The organism is Burkholderia sp. BCC1999, from assembly GCF_905339975.1.
Classification (GTDB): Bacteria; Pseudomonadota; Gammaproteobacteria; order Burkholderiales; family Burkholderiaceae; genus Burkholderia.
Genome location: NZ_CAJPHP010000010.1, coordinates 79,542 through 105,758, shown reverse-complemented (window position 1 = coordinate 105,758; position 26,217 = coordinate 79,542). Strand labels below are relative to the sequence as shown.

The 26,217-nt window shown below is 65.2% G+C and carries 20 protein-coding genes; 7 read left to right on the top strand and 13 right to left on the bottom strand.

Annotation, left to right across the window (positions count from 1 at the left end):
* The first annotated feature begins 416 nt into the window (after positions 1-416).
* A complete protein-coding gene (locus U5809_RS16345) occupies positions 417-1,442 on the top strand; it encodes a GlxA family transcriptional regulator (protein ID WP_322087287.1) in 1,026 nt (341 codons plus the stop codon).
* 58 nt (positions 1,443-1,500) lie between these two features.
* Here U5809_RS16345 and U5809_RS16340 read toward each other — a convergent pair whose 3' ends face one another.
* On the bottom strand, positions 1,501-2,913 hold the full coding sequence (locus U5809_RS16340) for a discoidin domain-containing protein (RefSeq protein ID WP_322087286.1): 1,413 nt from the start codon (positions 2,911-2,913) through the stop codon (positions 1,501-1,503).
* A 270-nt stretch (positions 2,914-3,183) separates the two neighbouring features.
* Here U5809_RS16340 and U5809_RS16335 point away from each other — a divergent pair, with 270 nt between their 5' ends.
* Both U5809_RS16335 and U5809_RS16330 read left to right on the top strand, forming a co-directional pair.
* Positions 3,184-4,605, top strand: a complete 1,422-nt coding sequence (locus tag U5809_RS16335; protein ID WP_322087285.1) for a PLP-dependent aminotransferase family protein — start codon at positions 3,184-3,186, stop codon at positions 4,603-4,605.
* Positions 4,606-4,794: 189 nt separating this feature from the next.
* Positions 4,795-5,538 carry a hypothetical protein gene (locus U5809_RS16330; protein ID WP_322087284.1) on the top strand — a complete coding sequence of 248 codons (744 nt, stop codon included), beginning with the start codon at positions 4,795-4,797 and terminating at the stop codon, positions 5,536-5,538.
* Between the two features lie 149 nt (positions 5,539-5,687).
* On the opposite strand, the gene fdhA is transcribed toward U5809_RS16330, so the two are convergent.
* The 8 genes from fdhA to U5809_RS16290 form a co-directional block, all read right to left on the bottom strand.
* Complete coding sequence (gene fdhA, locus U5809_RS16325) at positions 5,688-6,884, bottom strand: formaldehyde dehydrogenase, glutathione-independent (protein WP_176048381.1); 1,197 nt, start codon at positions 6,882-6,884, stop codon at positions 5,688-5,690.
* Between the two features lie 265 nt (positions 6,885-7,149).
* Positions 7,150-8,340, bottom strand: coding sequence for an efflux RND transporter periplasmic adaptor subunit (locus U5809_RS16320; RefSeq protein WP_322087283.1), 1,191 nt, complete (start codon positions 8,338-8,340; stop codon positions 7,150-7,152).
* A complete protein-coding gene (locus U5809_RS16315; protein ID WP_322087282.1) occupies positions 8,340-10,217 on the bottom strand; it encodes an efflux transporter outer membrane subunit in 1,878 nt (625 codons plus the stop codon). The genes U5809_RS16320 and U5809_RS16315 overlap by 1 nt, the downstream gene beginning before the upstream one ends.
* A 2-nt stretch (positions 10,218-10,219) precedes the next feature.
* Entirely contained in the window at positions 10,220-11,158 is a 939-nt protein-coding gene (locus tag U5809_RS16310) for a glycosyltransferase family 2 protein (RefSeq protein WP_176048384.1), read from the bottom strand.
* A gap of 10 nt (positions 11,159-11,168) precedes the next feature.
* A complete protein-coding gene (locus tag U5809_RS16305) occupies positions 11,169-12,770 on the bottom strand; it encodes a DHA2 family efflux MFS transporter permease subunit (RefSeq protein WP_322087281.1) in 1,602 nt (533 codons plus the stop codon).
* Complete coding sequence (locus U5809_RS16300; protein ID WP_322087280.1) at positions 12,767-14,050, bottom strand: glycosyltransferase; 1,284 nt, start codon at positions 14,048-14,050, stop codon at positions 12,767-12,769. Before U5809_RS16300 ends, U5809_RS16305 begins: the two co-directional genes overlap by 4 nt.
* Positions 14,051-14,067: 17 nt before the next feature.
* Entirely contained in the window at positions 14,068-14,637 is a 570-nt protein-coding gene (locus tag U5809_RS16295) for a methyltransferase family protein (RefSeq protein ID WP_011547084.1), read from the bottom strand.
* Between the two features lie 67 nt (positions 14,638-14,704).
* On the bottom strand, positions 14,705-15,607 hold the full coding sequence (locus tag U5809_RS16290; RefSeq protein WP_322087279.1) for an alpha/beta hydrolase: 903 nt from the start codon (positions 15,605-15,607) through the stop codon (positions 14,705-14,707).
* 722 nt (positions 15,608-16,329) lie between these two features.
* Here U5809_RS16290 and betI point away from each other — a divergent pair.
* Genes betI through betA form a run of 3 tightly spaced genes read left to right on the top strand, consistent with a single transcriptional unit; the run spans position 16,330 to position 20,142 of the window.
* A complete protein-coding gene (gene betI, locus U5809_RS16285; protein ID WP_322087278.1) occupies positions 16,330-16,914 on the top strand; it encodes a transcriptional regulator BetI in 585 nt (194 codons plus the stop codon).
* 32 nt (positions 16,915-16,946) lie between these two features.
* A complete protein-coding gene (gene betB / locus U5809_RS16280) occupies positions 16,947-18,416 on the top strand; it encodes a betaine-aldehyde dehydrogenase (RefSeq protein ID WP_176048389.1) in 1,470 nt (489 codons plus the stop codon).
* 25 nt (positions 18,417-18,441) lie between these two features.
* Positions 18,442-20,142 (top strand): choline dehydrogenase, encoded by a 1,701-nt coding sequence (gene betA / locus U5809_RS16275; protein ID WP_322087277.1) that lies wholly within the window; start codon positions 18,442-18,444, stop codon positions 20,140-20,142.
* A 313-nt stretch (positions 20,143-20,455) separates the two neighbouring features.
* Here the strand turns inward: betA and U5809_RS16270 are convergent, their stop codons facing one another.
* From U5809_RS16270 to U5809_RS16260, 3 genes are read right to left on the bottom strand one after another with little or no spacing between them, the layout of a single operon-like run.
* Positions 20,456-21,547, bottom strand: coding sequence for a hypothetical protein (locus U5809_RS16270; RefSeq protein ID WP_322087276.1), 1,092 nt, complete (start codon positions 21,545-21,547; stop codon positions 20,456-20,458).
* A complete protein-coding gene (locus U5809_RS16265) occupies positions 21,544-24,264 on the bottom strand; it encodes a toxin VasX (protein WP_322087275.1) in 2,721 nt (906 codons plus the stop codon). The genes U5809_RS16270 and U5809_RS16265 overlap by 4 nt, the downstream gene beginning before the upstream one ends.
* A gap of 19 nt (positions 24,265-24,283) precedes the next feature.
* Entirely contained in the window at positions 24,284-25,210 is a 927-nt protein-coding gene (locus U5809_RS16260) for a hypothetical protein (protein ID WP_322087274.1), read from the bottom strand.
* A 200-nt stretch (positions 25,211-25,410) separates the two neighbouring features.
* On the opposite strand from U5809_RS16260, the gene U5809_RS16255 reads away from it, so the two are divergent.
* The gene (locus tag U5809_RS16255) at positions 25,411-25,551 is read left to right on the top strand and encodes a hypothetical protein (protein ID WP_322087273.1); all 141 of its coding nucleotides are present in this window, start codon (positions 25,411-25,413) and stop codon (positions 25,549-25,551) included.
* Positions 25,552-25,630: 79 nt separating this feature from the next.
* On the opposite strand, the gene U5809_RS16250 is transcribed toward U5809_RS16255, so the two are convergent.
* Positions 25,631-26,215, bottom strand: a complete 585-nt coding sequence (locus tag U5809_RS16250; protein WP_322087272.1) for a dual specificity protein phosphatase family protein — start codon at positions 26,213-26,215, stop codon at positions 25,631-25,633.
* Between the last annotated feature and the right edge of the window lie 2 nt (positions 26,216-26,217).

The window sequence follows — 26,217 nt, the reverse complement described above, 5'->3', positions numbered from 1 at the left end:
ACCAAAGCTCAAGGCCCGCCCTGCCTGGGTTTCCCGCTGCGCCAGTACAAGGTTGCCGACGGCTCTATTCTTGTCGTTCGGATTTTCGGCGGATTGATGAATTTAGACGCGTTCTTTGCCTTTTCCGCCATGCACGTCCGTTTTATACAAGTGACCGGTCGTGCTTTTTCGGATGACCAACCAAAACGGCGTCGGCTGTTCACCTATGGATACGCACACGGGCAGTGCGTTTGCCGCCCGTTCGGGGTGCGGTGTCTCCCGGTTACGGTGCAGTGCAACATCGGCCTTACACCCAGACAACGTATGGAGCTAGGGTTTAGCCGTATGGCACGCTTGTTGCGCTCGCTCACACAATACCGCTGCCCGACCCGTGCTCCCCGGGCGTATAGCTATTAGAGATTCTAGGAACGCTCCCCATGTCGCCCGACCGCACAGCGTCGCTGTCCCACTTCGCGTTCATGCCGTTACCGAACTTCACGATGATCGCGTTCACCAATGCGATCGAGGTGCTTCGGATGGCGAACTACCTGAGCGGCCAGCCGCTCTACCGCTGGTCGGTGATCAGCCCGGACGGCGGCCCGGTCACGGCGAGCAACGGCCTCACGGTCGACACGGGCCCGGCCGAATGCGCGGGGCAGCCAGACATCGTATTCGTGTGCGGCGGCGTCGACGTGCAGCGTGCGACCACGCCGGCCCACCTGTCGGCACTGCGCCGCTTCGCGCGCTCGGGCATCCCGCTTGGCAGCCTGTGCACGGGCACCTATGCACTCGCGAAATCGGGGCTGCTCGCGGGCTACGCGTGCGCGATCCACTGGGAGAACATGTCGGCGCTGAAGGAAGAGTTTCCGGACACGTGCTTCCTGAAGGAACTGTTCGTGATCGACCGCGACCGCATCACGTGCACGGGCGGCGTCGCGCCGCTCGACATGATGCTGAACCTGATCGCCGCGCGCGTGGGCACTGCGCGCGTCACGCAGATCGCCGAGCAGTTCATCGTCGAACACGTGCGCGACACGAGCGCGCAGCAACGCATGCCGCTCGTCGCACGCCTCGGCTCGGCGAACAAGTCGCTGTTCGAAGTGATCTCGCTGATGGAGAACAACATCGAGGAGCCGCTGTCGCGCGAGGAGCTCGCGCGGCTCGCGAACATGTCGCAGCGGCAACTGCAGCGCCTGTTCCGCGAGCACCTCGGCATGACGCCGACGCATTACTACCTGACGCTGCGGCTGCGCCGTGCGCGCGAGCTGCTGCTGCAGACCGACATGTCGATCATGCACATCACGATGGCGTGCGGGTTCCAGTCGGCGTGCCATTTCAGCAAGAGCTATCGTGACGCGTTCGGCGTCGCGCCGACCCGCGAGCGCCGCAAGCAGGTCGCGCCGCTTGCGCAGGGTGCGGCGAGTGCGGCCCCCGCGTTTCCCACCCATGTACTGCATGCGTGAGCGATGCTGTGCGTGACGCATGAAAAAAACGGCCATCAAGGCCGTTTTTTTATTGTGCTCAGGATCCCCACACCTGCATTTCATAGAGCGAGTAACCCCACTGCGTCGCGCGCTGCGCGCCGAGCATCCGAACGTAACGACCGCTGCCGTTGAGATTCGGCAGCGTGACGTGGGTATATGAAACGCCGTTGCTCGTCGAATAGATCGTCGTCCAGTTGACGTTGTCGTTCGACGTCTGGATCTGATAGACGAGCGCGCCCGCATCCCAGTACAGATCGACGTGATCGATGTGCTTCACCGCGCCGAGATCCACGGAGATCCACTGCGAACCGACACCGGCGCCTTCCGGCGAATCCCAGCGCGTGCCCGTGGTGTTGCCGTCGAACGCTTTGTCGGGCGTGAGCGACGCGTTGTAGCTCGCCGATGCGGCAGCCGGACGCCCTTGCGACAGCAGCGTCGGCTGCGTGGCGGCCGGGCCGCCGTAATAGCTCGACCCGAGCTTCGCCTTCGTCGTGTCGGCATTCACGCCGAACTGCGACAGGCTCCAGCGCTGGCCGGTCGTCACGTCACCGACGTAGAGCTGATAGCCGCCCGCCGTCGTCGACGAGAAGAACAGGTAGTTCGTGCCGCTCACCGGCGCCGGATCCGAGTTGTTGCTCACGCAGTCGTTGAGCGCCAGCGCGTTCGGCGTCGAGGCCGGGTCGGCCGTCTTCGAATAGATCTGGTCGGCCCCGCCGCTGTCCTTCCAGCGCGCATAGAACACCATGCCGTCCGCCCGCACGATCGGGTAGTAGGTCTGCAGCCCGGCCGGATGATCGAACACGGCGGTCGCGCCGGTCGCGATCGTGCGCTTCATCAACCCCATGTTCGAGCCGCTGCCGGTCGCGTAGTACACGGCGCTCGCATCCGGTGCGAGGTACGGCATCGAGTATTCGGTGCCGGACGGCGCGTTCGTCAGGCTCACGACCGACGTGAACGTCGGGCCCGCGCTCGTGTACGACAGCGTCGCCTGCTTCACGTCGCCGTTCTGCTTGAACACGAGCGACTTGCCGTCCGCGCTGAATTTCGGGTCCTCGTTGCGCGTCGCACCCGTGCTGTTCGTCAGGTTGACGGGCGGCGTGCTGGCGCCGAGCTGCAGCATGAACACGTTCCATGCGCCGTTGCTGATGCCCATGAACGCGAGCCACTTGCCGTCGGGGCTGAACACGCCGTTCATCGGATCGGTGATGCCCCACGTGCTCTTGCTCAGTTGCGTCAGCGTATGGGCCGAGAAGTCGTAGAGGAACAGCTGGCTCGTGCCGTCGCCGTACTTCACGTAGCTGTGATAGACGAGCTTGCCGGTCAGCGCGGCGGGAAACGTCGTATTCGGCTGGGCGGCGGGATTGCTGACGCAGGCAGCCTGTGCGGCGGCGCCGAACAGGGTGAGGGCGAAGCCGGCCACGAGGCCGGCGGCGAGAGTCTTCAGTTTCACGCTGGATGCTTCCGGATAGGGTCAGGACGCCGCAGGCGAGAACCCGTGCAAGACACGCGTGGGTCACGGTGCCGCCGCCATGCAGCGTGGATTCCGTCTCGCCCGGACATCGGGAATAAAACGTGCTGCAGAATGCCCGCTTGTCAGACGAAAGAACAGCATCAGAGCGCTCAAAAAACATACGGATCAGCGATTGGGGGCGCGCTTGCGTGCGGCGGGTGCCGTGCCCTACTCTTTTTTCAGCGAGGCTTCGAGCGGCCGGGGGCAGGCATGAAGCGATATGCGGCGCTGGCACAGACGATCGCCGACGCGATCCGGCGCGGCGACCTGGCAGTCGGCGCGCGCATCCCCACCGTGCGCGCCGCGTGCCGCGCATATGGCGTGAGCCCGTCCACCGTGTTTCGCGCGTACTACGCGCTCGAAAGCGAGGGTCTGATCGTCGCGCGAGCCCGCTCCGGATATTTCGTTGCGAACCTGGAAGACAAACACGTGCGGTTCGGCCACGATCCGCCGCGCAAGCCGGCCGCCACGCCAGCCGGCGACGACGACACGCTGCTCCGCCTGCTCGACTCGCTCAAGTGCGACGACATCGTCCCGCTCGGTTCGGCCTTCGCCAGCTATTCGCTGTTCCCGATGAGCAGCCTGTGGCGCTACATGGCGTCGGCGGCCCGCGGCATGGACCGCACGAAACTGCTGTCGGGACTACCGCCCGGCAATGACGCATTGCGCCGGCAGATCGCGTTGCGTTACCTGAACGCGGGCGCCGCCTTGCCGATGGACGAGATCGTCATCACGACCGGCGCGCTCGAAGCGTTGACGCTCTGCCTGCAGGTGCTGACACGTCCCGGCGACATCGTCGCGATCGAACGGCCGGCATTCCACGCGGTGCTGCACGCCGTCCAGCGCCTGCACCTGAAAGCCGTCGAGATTCCGGTCGACCCGCGCACGGGCCTCGATCTCGATGCACTCGCGCAAGCGCTCGACACGCATCCGGTGCGCGCGTGCTGGTTCATGACGTCGTTCCACAACCCGACCGGCGCGACGTTGACCGACGAGCGCAAGCGCGCGCTGATCGACCTGCTCGCGGCGCGCGGCGTGCCGCTGATCGAGGACGACGTGTACAACGAACTGCATTTCAGCACGGCGCCCACGCGCCCCGCGAAACTGTATGACGACAGCGGGCTCGTCCTGCATTGCGGGTCGTTCTCGAAATGTCTCGCGCCCGGGTTCCGGATCGGCTGGGTCGCGGCCGGGCGCTACGTGCGGCAGATTCGGCAGGCGAAGGGCGCGAGCGCGCCGGCCGCCGACGTGCCCGCACAGCTGGCGATTTCGAGCTACCTGCGCGACGGCGCATACGACCGTTTCCTGCGCAAGCTGAGGCGCAATCTCGCCGCGCACCAGGCGCAAATGCTCGCGGCCGTGCGCGCGTATTTTCCGGCGGACACCGAAGTATTCGCGCCACGTGGCGGGTATTTCCTGTGGATCGAACTGCCGCCGCGCGTCGATGCAATGCACCTGTTCGACGCTGCGATGGAAAGCGGCGTCAGCATCGCGCCGGGACCGATCTTTTCCGCGACCGGCGGATTTCGCCGCTACCTGCGGCTCAACTACGGCCGGCCGTGGACGCCGGCCGTCGAGCGCGCGATGGAGACCATCGGGACGCTCGCGGCGCGGCAACGACACGACGGCTAGCGCCAGACGCACGGCTCGGGACGACCGACATCGTCCTTGCGTTTCACGCGCAAGCGACAAAGAATGAAGCGACAGGTAGCTGCGGACGAATGGATTCCACGCGTCCGATGTTATGGAGAATCACATGAACACCGAACGCGAACGATCGTCGACGTGTGCTCCGTTGATGGCGCCCGCCGGCCGCTGACGATGCGTGTCCTGCCCAACCGGAACGTCCGTACGCGCGATGCATGGCGCGTCGTGTCGAACGCACGCGCCGAATCGCGGCACGCCGCGCGTTGCCGGTGCAGGGAGTGCGGATTCGTCACGCCCCATGCACTCGAGCGCTGCCCCGCCTGCGGCCAGTGGGACTGGCCGTTCGATCCGATTCGTCATACGCCCGATCCTGCGCACGCCGCACAAGCGCCGCATACCGTCCGTTCGTGGTCGTCGCGTGTCGCGCACTCGCTGCGCAACGCGGCGCTCCGCCGGCCGAGCGCATCGAGCGCACCGCTCCTGAGCATCCTGACACTCGTGCTGCTGGTCGGCGGCTATGTGGTGGTCGACCGCACATGCAAGGCCGATCCCGTCTGCCGAGGGTCCGCGACCGAATCCGGCTTGCATACAGTGAACGAGCCGATGCTGCCGGTATTGCCGACGCCCATTTTTCCATTTCATTCGCCCGACGGCACGCCGCAACTGGCTGCCATCCCGCCACACGACGACGCAAACGCCAGCCCGCCTGCCGGCAAGATGCAGGTTGCGCACGCCGCACCGTCGATGCGCGCCCCCGACCGGACACGCGCCAGCGCAGTTCGCGTGGCGGACTGGAAAGGCAGCCGCGATGCCGCGCATCGCACGCATCCGATTCGCCGCGTGAGCCTGCATACCCGCCACGGGCGGTACACCGCATCCGGCCACGCAGAGATCGCGAAACTCTATCGCGGCCACTGAGTGCGGAGTCCGGCCGTTCGCGCCTGCCGATTCGCTATCCGAACCAATCTTCGGCCCCTCGATCGCCCCGCGCCCGAAACAAAAACGGGCGGCCCGTTTCCGGAGCCGCCCGTTTTCCTTCAGCACGTAGCGTATCGAACGCTAGCGCATCACGCCGCCAGCAACCCGTGCGGGTCGATGACGAATTTGCGCGGCGCGCCGCCGTCGAACTTCTTGTAGCCTTCCGGCGCCTGGTCGAGCGAGATCACTTCGACGTTGACGATCTTCGCGATCGGCAGCCGGTCGAACAGGATCGCCTGCATCAGGTTGCGGTTGTACTTCAGCACCGGCGTCTGGCCCGTGAAGAACGAGTGCGACTTCGCCCAGCCGAGGCCGAAGCGGATGCTCAGGCTGCCGTGCTGCGCCGCCTTGTCCTTCGCGCCCGGATCGTCCGTCACGTACAGGCCCGGGATGCCGATCGCGCCGGCCGGCCGCGTGATTTCCATCAGCGAGTTCAGCACCGTCGCGGGTGCTTCCTCCGCATGGCCCGACGAACCGTGGCCGTGCGCCTCGAAGCCGACGCAATCGACCGCGCAGTCGATCTCGGGTACACCGAGGATCTGCTCGATCTGCTCGCCGAGCGAAGCGTCCTTCGACAGGTCGACCGTCTCGAAGCCCATCGCACGCGCATGCGCGAGACGTTCTGCATTCATGTCGCCGACGATCGTGACGGCCGCGCCGAGCAGGCGCGCGGATGCGGCGGCAGCCATCCCGACCGGGCCCGCGCCCGCGATATAAACCGTCGAGCCCGGCTTCACGCCCGCGCTCACCGCACCGTGATAACCGGTCGGCAGAATGTCGGACAGGCAGGTCAGGTCGCGGATCTTCGACATCGCCTGATCGCGGTCCGGGAATTTCAGCAGGTTGAAATCGGCATACGGCACGAGCACGTACTCGGCCTGGCCGCCGATCCAGCCGCCCATATCGACGTAGCCGTACGCACCGCCGGCACGCGACGGATTCACGTTCAGGCACACGCCCGTATGCGTGTCCTTGCACATCGCGCAGCGACCGCAGGCGACGTTGAACGGCACCGACACGAGATCGCCGATCTTCAGCGTCTCGACGTCGCGGCCCACTTCGACCACTTCGCCGGTAATCTCGTGACCGAGCACGAGGCCGACCGGTGCGGTCGTGCGGCCACGCACCATGTGCTGGTCGGAGCCGCAGATGTTCGTGCTGACCACTTTCAGGATCACGCCGTGGCCGATCGCGCGGCCGCTCGGGTCGACCATCTTCGGATAATCGATTTTCTGGACTTCGACCTGACCCGGCCCAAGATAGACGACACCTCGATTGCTGCTCATCGTATTGTCTCCATGTCTCGTTGGATGGCGCCGCGGCGCGCCGTCTCATGCGGCGCACACGCAACGTGCTGTTCGAGAGTAGTCCCGGAGGCAGGGGCGCCGATGTCTCAAACGCGACATGCGTTTGATCGGCGCCGACATCGATGGCGGAAATACGAAAGTCGGGCGGGAAACGACGGGACGGCGCCGGGCGGAACGCGGGACGCGCGCCGTGCCGGGGGGCGGACCGGCGCTCGCGGCCGGCCCTTTCCTTTTCCGACGGGTGTCAGCCGCCCTGATTCTCGCGGATGATCGCGGCAGCCGCCGCTTCCGCGTCGCTCGCGACGCCGTCGTGCACGCGCGTGCTGACGGCCGGCGTCGGCGGCTCGCTGTCGAGCGCGTGGCCGTTGCGGTCGCGCGTGTCGACCGTCGCGCGCATCGACAGCCCGACGCGCAGCGGATGCGCGGCGAGATCGCGCGAATCGAGCGCGATCACGACCGGCACGCGCTGCACGACCTTGATCCAGTTGCCGGCCGCGTTCTGCGACGGCAGCATCGAGAAGGCGCTGCCCGTACCGGCCGAGAAGCCCTGCACGCGGCCGCGATAGGCGACCCGCGAGCCGTAGAGATCCGACACGACCTCGACCGGCTGGCCGACGCGCATGTGGCGGATCTGCCCTTCCTTGAAGTTCGCCTCGATCCACAGTTGGTTGAGCTGCACGACCGACATCAGCGGCACGCCGGGCCCGACCTGCTGGCCGACCTGCACCGAGCGCTGCCCGATCGTGCCGTCGACGGGTGCGACGATCGTCGTTCGTTTCAGGTTCCGGTACGCGAGCTTGAACTGCGCGGCCGCCTGCACGACGGCCGGGCTTTCGTCGACGGGCAGCTTGCTGCCGAGCGCGCGCGCCGCGTCGAGCTGGGCCTGCGCGGCCGCGAGGTTCGCCTGCGCACCGGCCACCGCCGCGCGCGCGCGCGCCAGTTCCTCCGGCGCGACGATCTCGACCGACGCACCCGAGCGGGCGACGAATGCGCGCTGCGCGAGCGACAGGTCGGCGCGACGCGCATTCACGGCCTCGACGTACATCGTGTTCGAGATCTTCGCGTTCGCGACCTGCCTCACGGCCTGCGCGAGCTGCGCCTTCGCCTGCGCGAACGCGACGGATGCCTCGGTGTCGTCGAGCCGCACGAGCGTCTGCCCGGCGCGCACGGTCTGCGTATCGGCCACCAGCACGTCGGTCACGGCGCCGGGGATCTGCGCGGCGACCTGCACGATGCTGCCCGCGACGTACGCGTCGTCGGTGTCTTCGTAGTAGCGGTCGCTCAGCAGCCAGTACGCGATCCACGCGATCGCGACCAGCAGCACGATCGCGAAGAACGCGGTGAAGCGCTTGCGACGCGTCGCGCGGCGCGCATCGAGTGCCGGGTCGGTCTGTGCGGCCGGCGCCGCCGCGGTATGAAGGTTGTCGTGGTGCATCAGTCGCTTTGCGTAACGATCAGTCGATCGTGCTGGAACAGGGGGATCGGCTGGGTGACCGACGGGGCCGGCGCCGCGATCGGCGCCGCCGTGCGCGCGAGAACGGGCGCGCCGCGAGGCGTCGCGCCGACGGCCGGCATGCGTGCCGCGTCGTCGCGTCGTGCAGACCCCGCATCCGATGCTGCGACGACCGGCCGGACGGCCGCGCCCAGCGCACGTGCATCGGCCGACGGCCCAGCCACCGATCGGCTCACGGTCGCGGCGGTGGCCGGTGTGGTCGCGGCGGTCTCAGTCGCGACGGAGGACGCTGCAGGTGCCGTGGTCGAAGCGCCTCGTTTCGCCGCCCCGCTGCGCGCCCGATGCATGGCCGGCGTCTGCGCCTGCGCCACCGTTGCGCCCGCATCGAACCCGCCGCCGAGCGCGCCGATCAACCCGACGCGCAGCGTGCGCTGCCGGCCAAGCAACGCAATCATCTGCGTGCGCTCGTCGATCAGCGTGAGATCCGCGACATCGACATCCTTCTGCATCAGCACGCCGCGCCGGTGGCGATCGGCCGCGATCTGCACGATCTTCTGCGCGGCCGCGACCGCGTCCTGCTGCTGCGTCACGAGCGTCTGCGACGTCTGCAGCGACGTGACGAGCTGCGCGACCTGCCCGAGCGCATCGTCGACGGTCTTGTTGTACAGCCCGATCGCGACGTCGGCCTGCGCAACGTCCGCGCCGAGCTTCGCCTTCAGCCGGCCGCGATCGAAGATCGGCAGCGAGATCGCCGGGCCGACGGAGCCGGCGAGCGAATCGCGCGAGAACAGCGATGCGGGTGTCAGCGCGAACACGCCGCCGAGCGCGACGAGGTTCACGTCCGGATAGAACTGCGCACGCGTCGAATCGGCATTCGCGAACGCGGCTTCGACACGCAGCCGCGCGGCGACGATGTCGGGCCGGCGGCCGAGGAGATCGGCCGGCAGCCGCGCGGGCACGGCGCCGCCCGCGAACGCGCCGACGCGCGGCCGCTGCAGCGCGAGCCCGCGCTCGGGACCGCGGCCCGACAGCACGCCGAGCTGCAGTTGCGCGAGCTTGATCTGCTCGTCGTTCAGCGCGATCTGTTCGAGCAGGCGGCTGCGCTTGATCGACGCGTCGCTCGCGTCGTACGCGTTGTCGAGGCCGCGCGCGGTACGCTCGCGCAGCACGGCCGTCACACGCTGGCTGATCTTCAGCTTCTGCTGCAACAGGTCTCGCACCGCGTACGTCTGGTCGAGCTGGCAGTACACGGTGACGATCGCGACGGCGAGTGTCAGCCGGACCTGTTCGGCCTCGACGCCCGCCGCGTCGCGCAGCGACATCAGGCTCTTCGTCGCCGCGCGGTTCTTGCCCCACAGGTCGAGCTGGTAGTTCAACCCGACGAAGATCGACGACGGCGATACGTTCGGATCGCCGAAGATCTGCACCGGCACGCGATAGCCGCCGGCCGTCACGTCGGCGATGTCGCCGGGTTTCGGCATCCGCGCGCGGCTGATCGTCGCGCCGGCAGTGCCCGTGAGCCCGGTCAGCGAATCGAATTGCTGAAGCTGCGCCTGTGCGATGCGCAACCGCGCCTGCGCGACCTGCACATCGGGACTGTTCTGCGACGCCTCGGCCACCAGGTCGTCGAGCTGGGGATCCTGAAGCTGCTTCACCCAATCCGGCGCCGGCCACGCGCCGTTCGCGCCGGGGCCGACCGTATGCGCGAGCGCATCGCCGGCCGGCGCGCGCAGCGACAGCGACGGCAGGAACCCCGACGGCACGCAGCCCCCCAACGCGAACAGCATGGCTGCCGCCGCGATCGTCGAGCCGCCCTTCATGCCACGCGCCGAACCCGCCGCTTTCCTCGAATGCCGCATCGTCACCCCTGCCGAACGCGCTGCGCACGCGCGGCCAGACGCGGCCGTGTGCGTTCGAGCGGGCCGAGCCTGCCGAACAGGCCGTCCGCGACGCCGAACAGGATGCCGGCGAGCTTCGCGCGCTTGTCGCGTTCGACGAGCGCGATCTGCACGACCTGCCATACGGTCAGCAGGTTCGGCACGATCGCCACCGGAAAACGCAACCCGTACTGCATCCCGAGCTGCACCGCATTGCGCGCGCTGTAGTAGCGCCGTTGCCACGAATGATTCATCGACGTCATTTCAAAAGGGCCGATCGCGTGCCGCTGCTTCGCGCCGATCCGGTGCGGCAGCACCAGCGACGGCACGACATAGAGCGGCACGTTGCGCGATAGCGCGCGGAAGCTGTATTCGGTGTCGACGTGATCGATGAACAGCGTCTCGTCGAAGCGGCCGAGCAGGTCGAACGCGTCGCGCGACACCACGCAGCCCGACGAGATCAGGAACGCGCAGCGCTGCAGCGGCGCGCCCGGCTCGATGCGCAGGCGGCGCAGCCCGATCCCGTTGGTCGAGAGCTCCGGCAGGAAGCTGCGCGCGTTTTCGTCGAAGATGCGCGGGCCGGCCAGGAACGCGCGCCCGGCCAGCCCCGCGCAGACGTCGCGCATCACCGGGAAATACGCGGCCGGCACCGACGAATCCTGGTCGAACAGCGCGACCGCGTCGATGCGGTCGCGAAACAGCGCCGCGAGCCCCGCGTTGTACGCGCCCGCGATCCCGCCGCGATTGCCGTGATGCAGCAGCGCGATACCCTCCCGCTCGCACAGCTCGCGCGCCCGCGCATCGGGCTGCGGCGTGTTGTCGACGACGAGCAGCGCATCGCAAGCGTGCCGCCATGCGCGGAGCGCATCGAGCTGCGCATCGCTCGGGTGATACAGGATCACGAGTGCGCCGAGTGTCGTCATGGTCTTCTCCTCAATGCCCGAACGACGCGGCCGCGCCGCGCTTCGGCCGCGTCAGCCACATCATCGCCGCGAGTGCGAGACACGTCATGCTCGCCATCCAGAACATGTCGTTGGTCGCCATCATGTACGCCTGCTGCATCACGACCTGGTGCAGCGTCGACAGCTCGCGCACGCCGTCCACGCCCATCGCGTTCAGCGAGTGCACGAAGCGCTGCGTGTTCGCCGATGCGTGCGTGACCGATTGCGACACGACGTCGTAGTGATAGGTCGCGCGGTTCTCCCACAGGGTCACGCTCATCGCCGTGCCGAACGCGGCGGACAGCGTACGCAGGAAGTTCGACAGGCTCGACGCGGCAGCGAGCCGGTCGTCCGGAATGCGCGACAGCGTCGCGGCGGTCAGCGGAATGAAGAAGCACGGCAGCCCGATCCCCTGGATCAGCCCTGGCGCGGCGATCTGCGCGAACGTCATCTTCAGCGTGAAATGCGCATCCCACGCGAGCACGGCCGCGAACACGAGGAAGCCGAACGTCGCGAGCACGCGCGCGTCGAAACGGTGCGCGTGAATCCCGACGAGAATCGAGAACACGAGCGCGAGCACGCCGAGCGACGCCGTCGCGAGCCCCGCATGAAACGCGTTGTAGCCCATCACGGCCTGCATCCACAGCGGGAACACGACGCCGACCACCGAGAAGCTCATCATCCCGAGCGAGATGATCAGCACGCAGAACGAGAACGTGCGGTCGCGAAACAGGCTGAGATCGACGACGGGATGCGCTTCGCCCGCCTCCCAGATCAGCAGCGACACGATCGCGAGCGTCGCGACCACCGCGAGCGTGACGATCAGCGGCGAACCGAACCAGCCACGGTCGTGACCGAGGTCGAGCATCGCCTGCAGCGAACCGACGCCGATCACGAGCAGCACGATGCCCGGCACGTCGACCGGGCCGGCCGCGCCGCGCTGCGCGTCGGGGCGCAGCATCGCGGTGCACACCGCGAACGAGAACAGCCCGATCGGCAAGTTGATCAGGAAGATCCACGGCCACGAGAAGTTGTCGACGATCCAGCCGCCGACCACCGGCCCGAAGATCGGCGCGAGCAGCACCGTCATCGCCCACAGCGCGAGCGCGATCGTGCGTTTGTCCGGCGGGAACGTGCGCAGCAGGATCGTCTGCGACAGCGGCACCATCGGCCCCGAGCACAGACCCTGCAGCGCGCGGCAGATCACCAGCACGTGCAAGTCGCGCGCGAGCCCGCACAGCAGCGACGTCAGCGTGAACAGCAGCACCGCGCCGACGAACAGCCGCAGCTCGCCGACGCGGCGCGCGAGCCAGCCCGTCAGTGGCACCGCGATCGCCGCCGCGACCGAGTACGAGCTGATCACCCATGTGCCCTGGCTGTTCGATACGCCGAGACTGCCGGAGATCGCCGGCACCGCGACGTTCGTCACGGTCGAGTCGAGCACCTCGATGAAGGTCGCAAGCGACAGCGCGAACGTCAGCAGCGCGAGCCGGATGCCGCGCACCGGCTGCGCGGCCGGCGCGGGCACGGGCGCTGGCGCATCGAACGCGGAAGGCGCGACGGGCCGGTCGTGAAGCGGCGATGCGGTGCTCATGCGCCGGCCGCCGCGACATCGGCCCGCGTGGTCACCCGCCCGCGCTTCGGTACGAATCGTTCGATGAAATCGGCAGCCGCGCCGCAGCCGTCGGGTGCGGCCGCGAGCAGCGCGCGCGTGCGCTTCGCATGCACCGCGAACGCCGGTTCGGCCAGCACGCGCGCGAGCGCCGCGCCGAGCCGCGCGCCATCGACCGGGCCGTCGACGCGCACGCCGCAGCCGTTCATGACGACGCGTTGCGCGTTGTCGAACTGGTCGTGCGCGAACGGCGTGACGACCTGCACGATCCCGGCCTCACACGCGAGCGCCGCGGTGCCGATCCCGCCGTGATGCACGAGCGCGCGGCAACGCGGCAGCAGCGTACGCATCGGCACGAAGCGGCGCACGAGCAGCCGGTCGTCGTGCGACGCCGCGTCCTGCGGCGTCAGCAGGATCCCGCGCGCGCCGGTCGCGCGCAGCGCGTCCGCCACCGCGCGCGCGTATGCCGCGTGATCGACGCGTGTCGAACCGGCCGTGAACACGACCGGGGGCTCACCGGCCGCGAGAAACGCATCGAGTGCCACATCATCGTCAGGTGTCGCAATATCGTTGAACAGCGGAAAACCGCTTTGAAAATGGTTCGACGGCCAGTCGGGCTGCGGCGGCGCAAACCAGCCGGGAAACAGGCACAGCACGCCGTCGGTCGAATGCAGCCAGCGGCCGAGCACGCGCCGCGCGGGCGCGAGCCCGAGATCGCGGCGCACCGCGTCGAGCGCCGGACCGCACACGCGGTCGAGCACCTGCCGCTCGATCAGCGTCATCAGCGCCGACTTCACCGGCAGCGGCCAGCGCGCGGGAATCGTCAGGCGCGGGTGCGTCGGCGGCGCATGCGCGGACAGCAACGTCGAGGGCGACACCTGCACCGACACGTACGGCGTGCCGTGCCGCTCCTGCATGAAACGCGCGGAGAACGCCCATAGCGTGCCGACGAGCACCGTGTCGGCATCGGTCAGCGCATGCAGCGTGTCGTAGTGCGGGCGCAGCGTCGGCGCGATCACCTGCCACAGCGTGCGGAACGACGTGCGCGGATCCCATAGCGCCGGGTTCTCCATCGCGGCGTCGTATTCGGCCGCGGTACCGACCGGCACGAATGCGAACCCGCAGCGGCGCACGGCCGCCTCGAACGGCGCGTGCGTGCAGAACACGACGTCGTGACCGCGCGTCGCGAGCGTGCGCGCGACGCCGAGCAGCGGATGCACGTCGCCTGCCGAGCCGATCGCGGTCACGATCATCTTCGCCATCGCGCGCCTCGCGGGTATCAGTAGAAGCCGGGAATCAGCGCCGCCACTTCGCGGCGGTACTGCGCGTACGCCGGCCCGAAATACCCGGTCAACCAGCTTTCCTCGACGCGCACCTTGTACGCGAGCGACGCGAACACGAGCAGCACGCCGATCGCGCCGCGCCATTCGCCGCCGATCAGCGCGGCGCCGACGAGCGCGATCAGGCAGCCCGTGTAAATCGGGTGACGGACCAGCGCATACGGCCCCGTGCGGACGAGCTCGTGGTCTTCCTTCAGCGTGACCGACACACTCCAGTTCGTGCCGAGATGCAGCCGCGCCCACACCGAGAACAACAGCCCGGCCACCAGCACCGCGAGCCCGCACTGCGCCTGCAGCCCGAAGCGCTGCCAGTCGGGCACGAGCGCCTGCCACGACGGATCGGGCAGGATGATCAACGCGCCGCCGACGATCAGCGGAATCGACTGCAGCGTGCGCGAGCGCGATGCTTCCTTGCGCACGGTCGTCTTCACGCCCTGCGACGTGGCGATCCAGTAGGCGAGCCATGCGGCCCACGGAACGACGATGGCGATGGTCTGAACGATATTCACGGCTGGCCTGCCTCGTTGGGATGGGAATTCGGATGCGCCGGATGGGCCCGGTGCACGACGGTTGGCGTCACGACGACAGCGCATGCATCGGCGCGGGCACGCACGCATGCGCGGCCGCGCGCGCCATGCCGGCCGCGACGGACGCCTCGCCGCAGAAGAAGTCGAGCAGCGCGGTGCGCGTGTATTCGCGCTGCGCGCGGCCTTCGATGTCGAGGAAATGGCCGGCGTCCGGCACCGTCGCGAACCGCGCGCGCGACACATGCGCGCCGAGCTGGCGCACGTCGGCCGGCGTCGTGTAATCGTCGCGCTCGCCGTTCAGGAACAGCAGCTCGCAGCCGATGTTCGAGAACTCGCTGAAGTAGCGCTCGGGCTGCAGCGACAGGATCTGGTCGACGTGGAACGCGACCTGGTCCTGCTCGTCGCGCGGCAGGCGCGTGAGATACCGGTAGTTGTACAGCTTCATGATGCGCGGCAGGTAGCGGCCGACGGTGTCGTTCAGCAACTGCGCGGCCTTCAGGTTCTCGCCGGCCGCGATGTGATCGCGGGCACGCGTCACGTAGTCGACCATCGCGTCGTTCAGGAACGGCGAGAACGAGCAGATCGCCGCGCGCCGCACGCTCGGGCAGCCACGTGCGAGCGCGAACAGCGACGCGACGCCGCCCCACGACACCGACACGAGGAACGCCGGCGCGAAATGCTCGACCAGGTATTGAAGGATCGCGGCTTCGTCGTCCTTGGTCAGGATGTAGCAGCCCGGGTTGTGCTGGCGCGACTGGCCCGCATACGGCAGGTCGAAGCAGATCGTGTTCATCCGCTCGCCGAGATACTGGACGGTCTGCCCGAACGACGCAGTCGTCGCGAGCGCGCCGTTGACGAGCATGGCGGTGTCGAACGCCGGGTCGAACACGTTCCGTTCGACGTAGACCTTCAGACCATTCGGTAGCGGGACCACGTGTTTTTCGGTCGGCATCGTCGTTCTCCGGTGAATGCGGCGTCTCGACGTCGCGGCATGCTGCAGGTGCGCAATGGCAGGTGACGGCCCCGTGCGCGGTACGTCATCGCGCCCATTGCCGACGCACCGCGGCAAATGCCGACGGCGCCCATTCATTCCTCTTGGTGCGGCGCCATACTAATACGGTCGATATTACTTACTCAAGTCATTCCAAGGATCCCCTCTACTCTGTTAGGAAATGCCCATGATTCAAATTTTTTTATCAATTTTTATGGTAGATGAATTCTCTCGAAAGGTACCCGCAATCGTTTGCGCGCAATCGACCCAAGTGTTCAAAAAATCAATATTTTACTTTAAATTCAATTATGTAAATCAATTCAATCGCCTGATTGAAACGGTTTCAGGAAAGCTGCGTATCCTCACGATCCGAATTGATAATTTCACATTGCGAATAATCTTGCAGATCTCGACACTCTTTCGATTTGTAATCACCCCAGGAGTGGAAACTGTCCCCTGCATTGCGTCATCTTTTCGGAAACCGTTTTAAACAGATTCCAATTTAATTAACCTTCTTTCAATTCGTTTTTCCGCACTTGCACATGACTGCGGACGCGGCCGGACGCCCCTCGTCGAACACGATTTCATCGTCGGACCCCGCTTTTTTGTTGATTGAACGATCAATAAAAAACCGCTAAGCTCTCGACCTACATGGACGGCCCGTCCGGGCGAAGGGAGTCGCGATGCCGAAAGTCGGAATGCGGGAGATTCGCCGCGCACAGTTGATCGATGCCACGTTGCGCTCGATCGACGAAGCGGGCCTGCCCGGCACGACGCTCGCATCGGTCGCGCAACGCGCGAACATCTCGACGGGCATCGTCAGTCACTACTTCGGCGACAAGGACGGCCTGCTCGAAGCGACGATGCGGCACGTGCTGCGCGACCTGTGGTCGGCCACCACGCGCCGCCGTGCGAGCACGCGCAAGGACCCGCGTTCGCGGCTGCGCGCGATCGCCGCCGCGAACTTCGACGACACGCAGGTCAGCGCACCCGTGATGAAGACGTGGCTCGCATTCTGGTCGCAGAGCATGCACGACCCGATGCTCAAGCGCCTGCAGCACGTCAACACGCGGCGCCTGCATTCGAACCTGTGCGCCGAATTCGCGAAGGCATTGCCGCGCACGAAAGCGCGCGAAGCCGCCAGCGGCCTCGCCGCGCTGATCGACGGCCTGTGGCTGCGCGGCGCGCTCGCCGGCGGACCGATCGACACCCGAGCTGCATTGAAGCTCACCCACGATTACATCGACCTGCTGCTCGCGTCCGCCTGACGCGTCACGCAGTCGCCCTCAAGGAGATCCTCATGTCCGTATTCGGTTTGCAGCGCCTCTACATCGGCGGCGGTTACGTCGACGCCACGAGCGGCAAGACTTTCGACACCTTCGATCCCGCCACCGGCGAACTGCTCGCCCAGGTGCAGCAGGCCAGCGCGGCCGACGTCGACCGTGCCGTGGCGTCCGCGCAGGAAGGCCAGCGCGAATGGGCCGCGATGACCGCGATGCAGCGCTCGCGCATCCTGCGCCGCGCGGTCGACCTGCTGCGCGAGCGCAACGACGAGCTCGCGGCACTCGAAACGCGCGACACCGGCAAGCCGATCGGCGAGACGCTCGCGGTCGACATCGTCACCGGCGCGGACGTGATCGAGTACTACGCGGGCCTCGCGACCGCGATCGAAGGGCTGCAAGTGCCGCTGCGCGCCGAGTCGTTCGTCTATACGCGCCGCGAGCCGCTCGGTGTGTGCGCGGGTATCGGCGCGTGGAACTACCCGATCCAGATCGCCTGCTGGAAGACGGCGCCCGCGCTCGCGGCCGGCAACGCGATGGTGTTCAAGCCGAGCGAAGTCACGCCGCTGACCGCGCTGAAGCTCGCGGAAATCTATACGGAAGCCGGCGTGCCGGCCGGCGTATTCAACGTCGTGCAGGGCGACGGCTCGGTCGGCGCGCTGCTGACCGGCCACCCGGACATCGCGAAGGTGTCGTTCACGGGCGGCGTCGAGACGGGCAAGAAGGTGATGTCGCTGGCCGGCGCATCGTCGCTGAAGGAAGTGACGATGGAGCTCGGCGGCAAGTCGCCGCTGATCGTGTTCGACGATGCGGATCTCGACCGTGCGGCCGACATCGCGGTGACCGCCAACTTCTTCAGCTCGGGCCAGGTCTGCACGAACGGCACGCGCGTGTTCGTGCACCGTTCGGTCAAGGACGCGTTCACGCAAAAGGTGCTCGAACGCGTGAAGCGCATCCGCGTCGGCAAGCCGACCGATGCCGACACCAACTTCGGCCCGCTCGTGTCGGCCGCGCAACTCGACAAGGTGCTCGGCTTCATCGAAAGTGGCAAGGCCGAAGGCGCGAAGCTGCTCGCGGGCGGCACGCGCCTGACCGACGGCCACTTCGGCAGCGGCCAGTACGTCGCGCCAACCGTGTTCGGCGATTGCCGCGACGACATGAAGATCGTCCGCGAGGAAATCTTCGGGCCGGTGATGAGCATCCTCGATTTCGAATCGGAAGACGAAGTGATCGCCCGCGCGAACGACACACACTACGGCCTCGCGGCCGGCGTCGTGACCGAGAACCTGTCGCGTGCGCACCGCACGATCCACCGCCTCGAAGCCGGCATCTGCTGGATCAACACGTGGGGCGAATCGCCGGCCGAGATGCCGGTTGGCGGATACAAGCAATCCGGTGTCGGACGCGAGAACGGCATCACGACGCTCGAGCACTACACTCGAATCAAGTCGGTGCAGGTCGAGCTCGGCCGCTACAACCCGGTGTTTTAAGGATCACGAAAGGAGACTGACCGTCATGACGACACGCGAATACGACTACATCATCTGCGGCGCGGGTTCCGCGGGCAACGTGCTCGCAACGCGCCTGACGGAAGATCCGGACGTCACGGTGCTGCTGCTCGAAGCGGGTGGCCCCGACTACCGCTTCGACTTCCGCACGCAGATGCCGGCGGCGCTGGCCTACCCGCTGCAGGGCCGCCGCTACAACTGGGCGTACGAAACCGATCCCGAGCCGCACATGGACAACCGCCGGATGGAATGCGGCCGCGGCAAGGGGCTCGGCGGCTCGTCGCTGATCAACGGGATGTGCTACATCCGCGGCAACGCGCTCGACTACGACAACTGGTCGACCCACAAGGGCCTCGAGAACTGGACCTATCTCGACTGCCTGCCGTACTTCAAGAAAGCCGAGACGCGCGACGTCGGCCCGAACGACTATCACGGCGGCAGTGGCCCCGTGTCGGTCACGACCAGCAAGCCGGGTGTGAACCCGCTGTTCGAAGCGATGGTCGACGCGGGCGTGCAGGCCGGCTATCCGCGCACCGACGACCTGAACGGCTATCAGCAGGAAGGCTTCGGCCCGATGGACCGCACCGTCACGCCGAAGGGCCGCCGCGCGAGCACCGCGCGCGGCTATCTCGATCAGGCGAAGGTGCGGCCGAACCTCGAGATCGTCACGCATGCGCTCGCCGATCGCGTCCTGTTCGACGGCAAGCGCGCATCGGGCGTCACGTACCTGCGCGGCAGCGAACGCGCGACCGTACATGCGCGCCGCGAGGTGCTCGTGTGCAGCGGCGCGATCGCGTCGCCGCAACTGCTGCAGCGTTCGGGCGTCGGCCCCGGCGCGTGGCTGAAGGCACTCGACATTCCCGTCGTGCTCGACCTGCCCGGTGTCGGCCAGAACTTGCAGGATCACCTGGAGATGTACATCCAGTACGAGTGCAAGGAGCCGGTCTCGCTGTATCCGGCGCTCAAGTGGTGGAACCAGCCGAAGATCGGCCTCGAGTGGATGCTGAACGGCACCGGCCTCGGCGCGAGCAACCACTTCGAAGCGGGCGGCTTCATCCGCACGCGAGACGACGATCTGTGGCCGAACATCCAGTATCACTTCCTGCCGGTGGCGATCAACTACAACGGCTCGAACGCGATCGAGATGCACGGCTTCCAGGCACACGTGGGCTCGATGCGCTCGCCGAGCCGCGGCCGCGTGAAACTGCGCTCGCGCGATCCGAACGACCATCCGAGCATCCTGTTCAACTACATGGCCGAAGCGCTCGATTGGCGCGAGTTCCGCGATGCGATCCGCGCGACGCGCGAGATCATGCGGCAGCCCGCGCTCGACCGCTATCGCGGCCGCGAGCTGAACCCGGGCGCCGACTGCAAGAGCGACAAGGAGCTCGACGCGTTCGTGCGAGCGCGCGCGGAGACCGCGTTCCATCCGTCGTGCTCGTGCAAGATGGGTTACGACGAAATGGCCGTGGTCGACGAAGAAGGCCGCGTGCACGGGCTGGAAGGGCTGCGTGTGGTCGATGCGTCGATCATGCCGATCATCACGACCGGCAACCTCAATGCGCCGACGATCATGATCGCCGAGAAGATCGCCGACAAGATTCGTGGCAAGCAACCGCTCGCGCGCGTGGACGTGCCGTACTTCGTCGCGAACGGCGCGCTGGCGCGCAATGTCGCGAAGGCCGTGCGGCAACCGGAAACGGTCTGACGGGGGCGACGCCGATACAAGGCATGACCGGGATTCGCATGAAGTCTGCTCTATCCCGGTCTGCATTCTCTGTGACGCGCACGTGTCCGTTTAAAGCGGGTTCGATCGATATTGCATTCTGCCGAAGGGACGTCCCTTTCGCGGCAGTCATGCCGATCTTCGAAGCCAATTTATGCCGCTTGGTATCGTAACGGTGGCGGCAGATGCCTCATGCCGGGCAGGCCTTCGATTCACCCTCGGTCCGCGTGATGCACCCCGCTTTTCGCTCCGGGCAATGAAAACCGTTGTGTTGGACGCCGAGTTTCCGTGGCCTCTATCGAGACACGCCCCACTCCGGGACTGGACGCCCCTTGGCGTCAACCAGTTCGTAGCCGCGATCACCGGCATAGCGGTAGAACACGTCCGTGCGAGATTTGACAGGCGTCGTGTCGAAGCCACTTAAATCCGCATCCGGAGCACACAAGCGTTCCACCTCTTCGGGCCAGCGATAGGCGGCCCTCTTGCGTGCCACCCACCAGTCGATCAGCGGCCCCGTCGCACACCAGTAGAGCAAGCGTACAAAGGGGCGACTGACATACAGGTCCCACCAATCCGGGTTGGGGGTGCTCACGGGAAAACCGCTCGGTTTGTGTACACGACCGAGTCTTTGCAAATGATCATCTGGTTGAATCGCCTCCAGGCCGTGCTCCATGTAGCGACGGATGAACTCGAGGCGAGCCAGATTGGCCCAAAAGGTCGTGCCGTCGGCCGAACCGAAATGACTATCCACACTGTATGGCTGGCTGTAGTACCTTCGAATGAATTCTTTTGATACCTTTCCAAAAATCTGACGAGGATGAGGGAAGTAAAGACGCAACTGGAATTGGCCATTCAAACTTTGCCCTAACTCTGTGAATGGCCGCACGTCACGCCAATTTACATGTAGAACTTCGCCTTTGACTCCGAGCATGTGAATAACCTGTGCTTTTCGGTTGAACCGCGGCGACAGAGATGTTGCTCCGACGAAGCATAGCCCAAAAAAATATCCTACAAATAGGATAAAAGCCGTGTAGAAAATTAAACTTGGGAGTAGGGCCTCAACATAGTTTCCCTCCGCCACACCTACCGCCACTGATTCGTCTAACAACCCATAGATGACAAAGACGAGGACGAAATGGTGCATCAGCGCGCAGAGGTACAGGACAAGCGAACATCGCCCACGCCAGAAATCTGGCTCGATATAGCGCTCGTTGAACATGCGCGAATCCGACACGTCGTCACTGAAACATACCCTGGATGGCCACATCGCTATCGTGACACCCGGCAAACCGATATGGTCGCTTTTCGCGCGGAGAGCCCCGATCTGTTTTTCGAATCCCGCTGCATCAGGCGGCTGCAGGCTGGGATCGTCCTGACTCGTAGTCATAGGTAGTTGCTTTCGGGTAGGCTGTACTTGAGTTCAGTAAAGTGGTTCGGCCAGTACTCGACTTTCGTTTGACCAATCAACGTATCGTTCGACAATGTGATGACACCAACGCCGGCCCGATCGACCACCAGCCTCGGGTCCTCATAAGTCGCGACACGACCCAGCGCACCGTGAACTTGAGTCAGTTTGTATTTGCTAATCTGCGGCCTCCACCCTGGAAGGGTGATCGTGATGCGACGCAGTTCCGCTAATCCCGGAGCCGTTAACGTACCGACGGTGTTGAGAACCTGTACGTTGGTCGTGATGGTTGGCTTGAGGAACAATGTGTAAAACGCGTGTAATTCCTCGACATCGTTCTTGAACGGCTCCAACGGCGCGCGATTGAAGTAACTGCTGTTGTGTTGATTGCCCCAAACACTGCGGGCGATCCACTCGGCCACCGCTTGTTCGGCGGCCACGTGATCATGAAGAGCACGAGCGCCCGAGTAGAGGCCATCAAGCGCTAGTAACGCCCACCCCAAGATTCCTGATCCCGTCCGTGCGACAGCGAGCGGGACTTGCGCAACCGTAACGCCGGATTTAGCGAGGTTGACAAGCCATTTAGGCCGAACCTTTCCAAGTACGTAGAGACCACCAAGGCTCGCTGCTGCTCCAGCGGTCGCACTACTGACAGCGCTCCAAGCTGCGACCTCACCTTTCTCAGAGCCATTGCGCACATTGCGAAAATCTCTGATTGCCATAACAAGTGCAGCAACTGCCGCCGATCCAATGGCCCAAAACTCCAATTTGTTAGCCGATGCAATCAACACCTCAGACTTCGCCCCTTGACCAGCCTCCCTCGCAAGATTCGCCAACCGATTCCGATACACCTGCGCCATGAACAAACTGCTGGAGCCGAGGCCGAGCACCTTACCGCCAGCATCCAATGCGCTCGCCAAAATCAAGCCATCCTCTTTGCCCAGTGCATTGAACGCCACGGCCGCGTTATAGGTAGACACCATAACGGCGAGGCCGCCGATGCCCACGCGCGTGTTATGCGCCCGGCGAAGATTGACAGGTGCTTTCGCCATGTCGTTCAACGTTTGTTGGACGTCCTGCGTCTCGTACAGCACGAGCATTTCGTTGGCTTTTTGGGCAACGGTGCGTGGCCGGAACCCCTCCCCACCCCCGATCCCCAATTGGTCCCGCACCCAAGTGCCCGCGTCCTTCAGCTTGACCGGTACCGCACCTGCCAATTGACCATCCAGCGCTTCGAACGCAGGACGGTACGCGCTCGTCCAAAACTGCGCCGGGCTATGCAGTTTGCTCCTGGCAATCAATGCGCCAATCATTGCGCTCAACTGCTGCGACGCGGCATCCGCCGGAATCGACTTCAACAGCGTCTGCGCACGGTCGATGGCCGTGTCGTTGATGAGACCACCAGCCACGGCACCACTGTTGCGCCAGTCCACCCAGTCGCCCACTAGCGGATTTCCGAGGGTGAGATCGTGCAGCCAACCCGTCAGGCCATCCGTCGTCACGCACTTTTGCAGGTATGCTTCGCCCTTCGGATGATGAACCAGACCTGTCAATGTGCAGGCGCCGACCTGGCGCCTGTCGATAAAGTTCTCGATGTCCTTGTTTTCGTAAAGCGTCAGCAGCGTGGTATAGGCTGGCTTGACTGACTGAAATGCCTCCCACAAATCCGCCGCAGCCACATCCACCGCTTTCTGGAGACTGGTCAACCGTTTCGGATGTTGCTTGATGAACGCGTCGTAAGCTCGATGGTCGGCGAAGCGCATGCGACTGGCATAGCCGGCTTTGCCGCGCTGATAGGGATAATCGGCATGTGTCCTGACGCCCCCTATCGTCACGCTCGCCACGGCTTCTTGGATCGCACGCTGTCGAGCTGCATCGGCAAGCGATTCGATCATTCCCCATACTCTCAGCTTGCGCGCAGCCTCCGTCACATACGGCTCTTGATCCTGAAGCGCCGCGCCCACCAATTGATTGAGATCCATCAACATACCTACCGGATCAGGCAGTGCCACGGCGAGCAGATCCACGTCCTTCTGAGGAAGCGCAGCAACCCGCATGGCATCAGCGACAGTTTGTCCAGCCGCCTTCTTCGGCAAGCTCGCACTCCAGGGATAGACCTGCCCTGAAAGCTCCGGTAGCGCCTGCGGAAGGTGATCGGCAGCGAAGCAGTGGGCTTGCTTGCCACCGAGTGGTTTGATCTTGCGCATCAACAAATCCCGCCGTGCTGAATCACGCTCTATTTCACACAGCGCGCGATGACTGAGCATGCTGTCGCTCACCATCAGCCACACCGAACCGCTCGCCTGCTCCTTGGGAATGAGCACATACGGCCGGTCGGTACCCCCGTCGATTCGCGCATGGCGCCCCGGGAATTCGCCCCGATAGTCCTTCTCTGTCCACCACAGAGAAGTGAAGCGCCCGTTTTCAGTCACTCTGTATTGCCGCGTCCACATACGTCCGTTCTTGACGTAACGAACATAGAGGTAACATCCCGGCCGCAACATGCGAAGCCCCTGCTGCTTCCCTGCCGAAAGTGCCGGGTATGGACTGCTCAACCCGGTGCTCGTATGACACGGAGCGTCCGCCACGCCATATCGCAATGGATAGACGGGGATACCGTGCTCGCACGGCGGCGGCGAGATGGCTTTGCCGACTTGTTTTTCGCTGGGATGATCCGGGCCTAACGCCTTGTCGTACATGGCTGCCATAATCCTTTCCTTACACCGTCAAAGCGAGGGTCTTGAGCCGCGCTTCGGCTGCGAACAGCCGCTGCTTCCCATCCACCTGCCGCTGGATCAGGAGGTCACGCAACGTGGCATCCTTGGCAAACAGTTCATGCGAATACCGGAAGCGCAGTTCCATGTATTGGCGCACATCGCGCTCCGTGGTGAGCGCCAGTTGGTCGGTCGCTTCGTTGGCAAATTGGGCCAGATGCCGCCATAGCACCGGTTCATTATCCGGATGGCTGTAGGCCGGAAAGCGTTGACGGAACGCGCGGGCGCAGTCGCGCATGAACCACGCAAGGCTGGCCTGATCGAGTGCGATCTCGTCGCCCAACGTCAACGCGACGTGCCCTTCTCGCACTGATGTCGGGCGATCGGTAGCCGGCACATCGGCAAACAGCCACTCACCCGCATGCTCGTCGCCCGCATACCAGATGAGGCGTTTGATGGGGCCGAACAGCTCGGACAGACGACTTGCCGGCAATCCTTCGCACAGTTCTTCGAGTGGTCGCCCGGCATGCAGGCCGACGCTGATCGGAAAGCCATCGGATGTCTCCAGCAAACGCAATCGCTGGAGATGGAAAACCAAGGCGTCCTCTTCGTCGGGACCCAGCAGGATAAATCCGGCCTGCTGGCATAGCCAGCATTCGATGGCGTATGCATAGAGCGGTTCGTCAAGGGGAACCAGCAGCGGCCCCTGGCGGTAGCCCGGACTGCCATACTCCCAGGAGGTATCGCGCCAGACCCAGCGATACTGGAACCGCCTGGTCACGGCCTGCACTTCCTCTTCAAGCGAATCGCCGTGAGTACCGCTCAGGCAAAGCCACGGACGTGGCCCCTGCGTCAACGTCGTCCAGTTCGTATGTGGCAGTGCCTCCACCACTCGGCGAGACCATTGCTGCAGTTCAAGCTTTGTGATCATCAGGGTTCCCCTTGCCTGTCCCGCTATAGCGAATAGCGTCGGCGCCTGTTGGGCGGGGATCAAAAGTACCGGGCAATCGCCCTGACGTCTATCGGACGAATCCGAAATTCATCGAGCGATTTTCATAAGCATTGCATACCATCCAACAAGCATGAAGCGCGATATTTATATCGGGACATGAGCCTGGATGACGTGAAACAATGCGCCAATCGACGATCGATATCCCTGACAAGATTCGTGGCAAGCAACCGCTCGCGCGCGTGGACGTGCCTTATTTCGTCGCGAAAGGGGCAATGGCGTGGATTGTCGCGAAGGCGGCGCGGCAGCCGGAGACGGTTTGACGATGGCCGGCATGCCGTCCGGTCGCCCAAAAAGAAACGCCGCTGACGCTCACCGTCAGCGGCGTTTTTCCCTTCCGGCTCAGCCGTTGTTCACTTCCTGCCGCAACCGCTCGACATCCACGTGCTTCAGGTAGTTCGTGATGTTCTGCCAGATCGGATGGAACCCGTAACCGCCGTGCTGCAGCTCGTCGAGCGCCTGCTCGCGCGTCCAGCCCTGGTACACCATCCGGTACAGCGCGGAGACGAGACCGGTGCGATCGGCACCGTGCTGGCAATGGATCAGCACCGGGCCGTCCTGGTCGGCCGTTCGCAGCGCCTTCAGCGCGGTGACCATGTCTTCGTCGCGAATGTCCCAGGTGTTGATCCGGATGCGCTGCATCTTGATCTGCGTGCCGGCCAGAATCGTGTCGTCCGCATGAAACGAACGGAAGCTGATGACCTTGCGGATGCCGAGCTTCTGCAGCTCAGGTACGTCCGCGCGCGACAGCTGCGCGCTGCGGTACAGCGTCGGCGTGATGCGATGCAGGTTGTTCACGTGCGCATCGACCACGCTCTGCGCCCACTTGATCGGCCGGGCCGGCACCTCGGAGGCCGGGTCCGCATGGGCCGGCTGCACGAGCCCGGCGAGCGTGACGGCGAGCGAGGCAATGAAGGCGATTTTCATGT

Excerpts from the sequence above, each read along its gene's own strand:
- U5809_RS16345 (WP_322087287.1), top strand. The coding sequence starts at position 417 with ATGTCGCCCGACCGCACAGCGTCGCTGTCCCACTTCGCGTTCATGCCG.
- U5809_RS16335 (WP_322087285.1), top strand. The coding sequence starts at position 3,184 with ATGAAGCGATATGCGGCGCTGGCACAGACGATCGCCGACGCGATCCGG.
- U5809_RS16330 (WP_322087284.1), top strand. The coding sequence starts at position 4,795 with ATGCGTGTCCTGCCCAACCGGAACGTCCGTACGCGCGATGCATGGCGC.
- fdhA (WP_176048381.1), bottom strand. The coding sequence starts at position 6,884 with ATGAGCAGCAATCGAGGTGTCGTCTATCTTGGGCCGGGTCAGGTCGAA.
- U5809_RS16320 (WP_322087283.1), bottom strand. The coding sequence starts at position 8,340 with ATGCACCACGACAACCTTCATACCGCGGCGGCGCCGGCCGCACAGACC.
- U5809_RS16315 (WP_322087282.1), bottom strand. The coding sequence starts at position 10,217 with ATGCGGCATTCGAGGAAAGCGGCGGGTTCGGCGCGTGGCATGAAGGGC.
- U5809_RS16310 (WP_176048384.1), bottom strand. The coding sequence starts at position 11,158 with ATGACGACACTCGGCGCACTCGTGATCCTGTATCACCCGAGCGATGCG.
- U5809_RS16305 (WP_322087281.1), bottom strand. The coding sequence starts at position 12,770 with ATGAGCACCGCATCGCCGCTTCACGACCGGCCCGTCGCGCCTTCCGCG.
- U5809_RS16300 (WP_322087280.1), bottom strand. The coding sequence starts at position 14,050 with ATGGCGAAGATGATCGTGACCGCGATCGGCTCGGCAGGCGACGTGCAT.
- U5809_RS16290 (WP_322087279.1), bottom strand. The coding sequence starts at position 15,607 with ATGCCGACCGAAAAACACGTGGTCCCGCTACCGAATGGTCTGAAGGTC.
- betI (WP_322087278.1), top strand. The coding sequence starts at position 16,330 with ATGCCGAAAGTCGGAATGCGGGAGATTCGCCGCGCACAGTTGATCGAT.
- betB (WP_176048389.1), top strand. The coding sequence starts at position 16,947 with ATGTCCGTATTCGGTTTGCAGCGCCTCTACATCGGCGGCGGTTACGTC.
- betA (WP_322087277.1), top strand. The coding sequence starts at position 18,442 with ATGACGACACGCGAATACGACTACATCATCTGCGGCGCGGGTTCCGCG.
- U5809_RS16270 (WP_322087276.1), bottom strand. The coding sequence starts at position 21,547 with ATGACTACGAGTCAGGACGATCCCAGCCTGCAGCCGCCTGATGCAGCG.
- U5809_RS16265 (WP_322087275.1), bottom strand. The coding sequence starts at position 24,264 with ATGTACGACAAGGCGTTAGGCCCGGATCATCCCAGCGAAAAACAAGTC.
- U5809_RS16260 (WP_322087274.1), bottom strand. The coding sequence starts at position 25,210 with ATGATCACAAAGCTTGAACTGCAGCAATGGTCTCGCCGAGTGGTGGAG.
- U5809_RS16255 (WP_322087273.1), top strand. The coding sequence starts at position 25,411 with ATGCGCCAATCGACGATCGATATCCCTGACAAGATTCGTGGCAAGCAA.
- U5809_RS16250 (WP_322087272.1), bottom strand. The coding sequence starts at position 26,215 with ATGAAAATCGCCTTCATTGCCTCGCTCGCCGTCACGCTCGCCGGGCTC.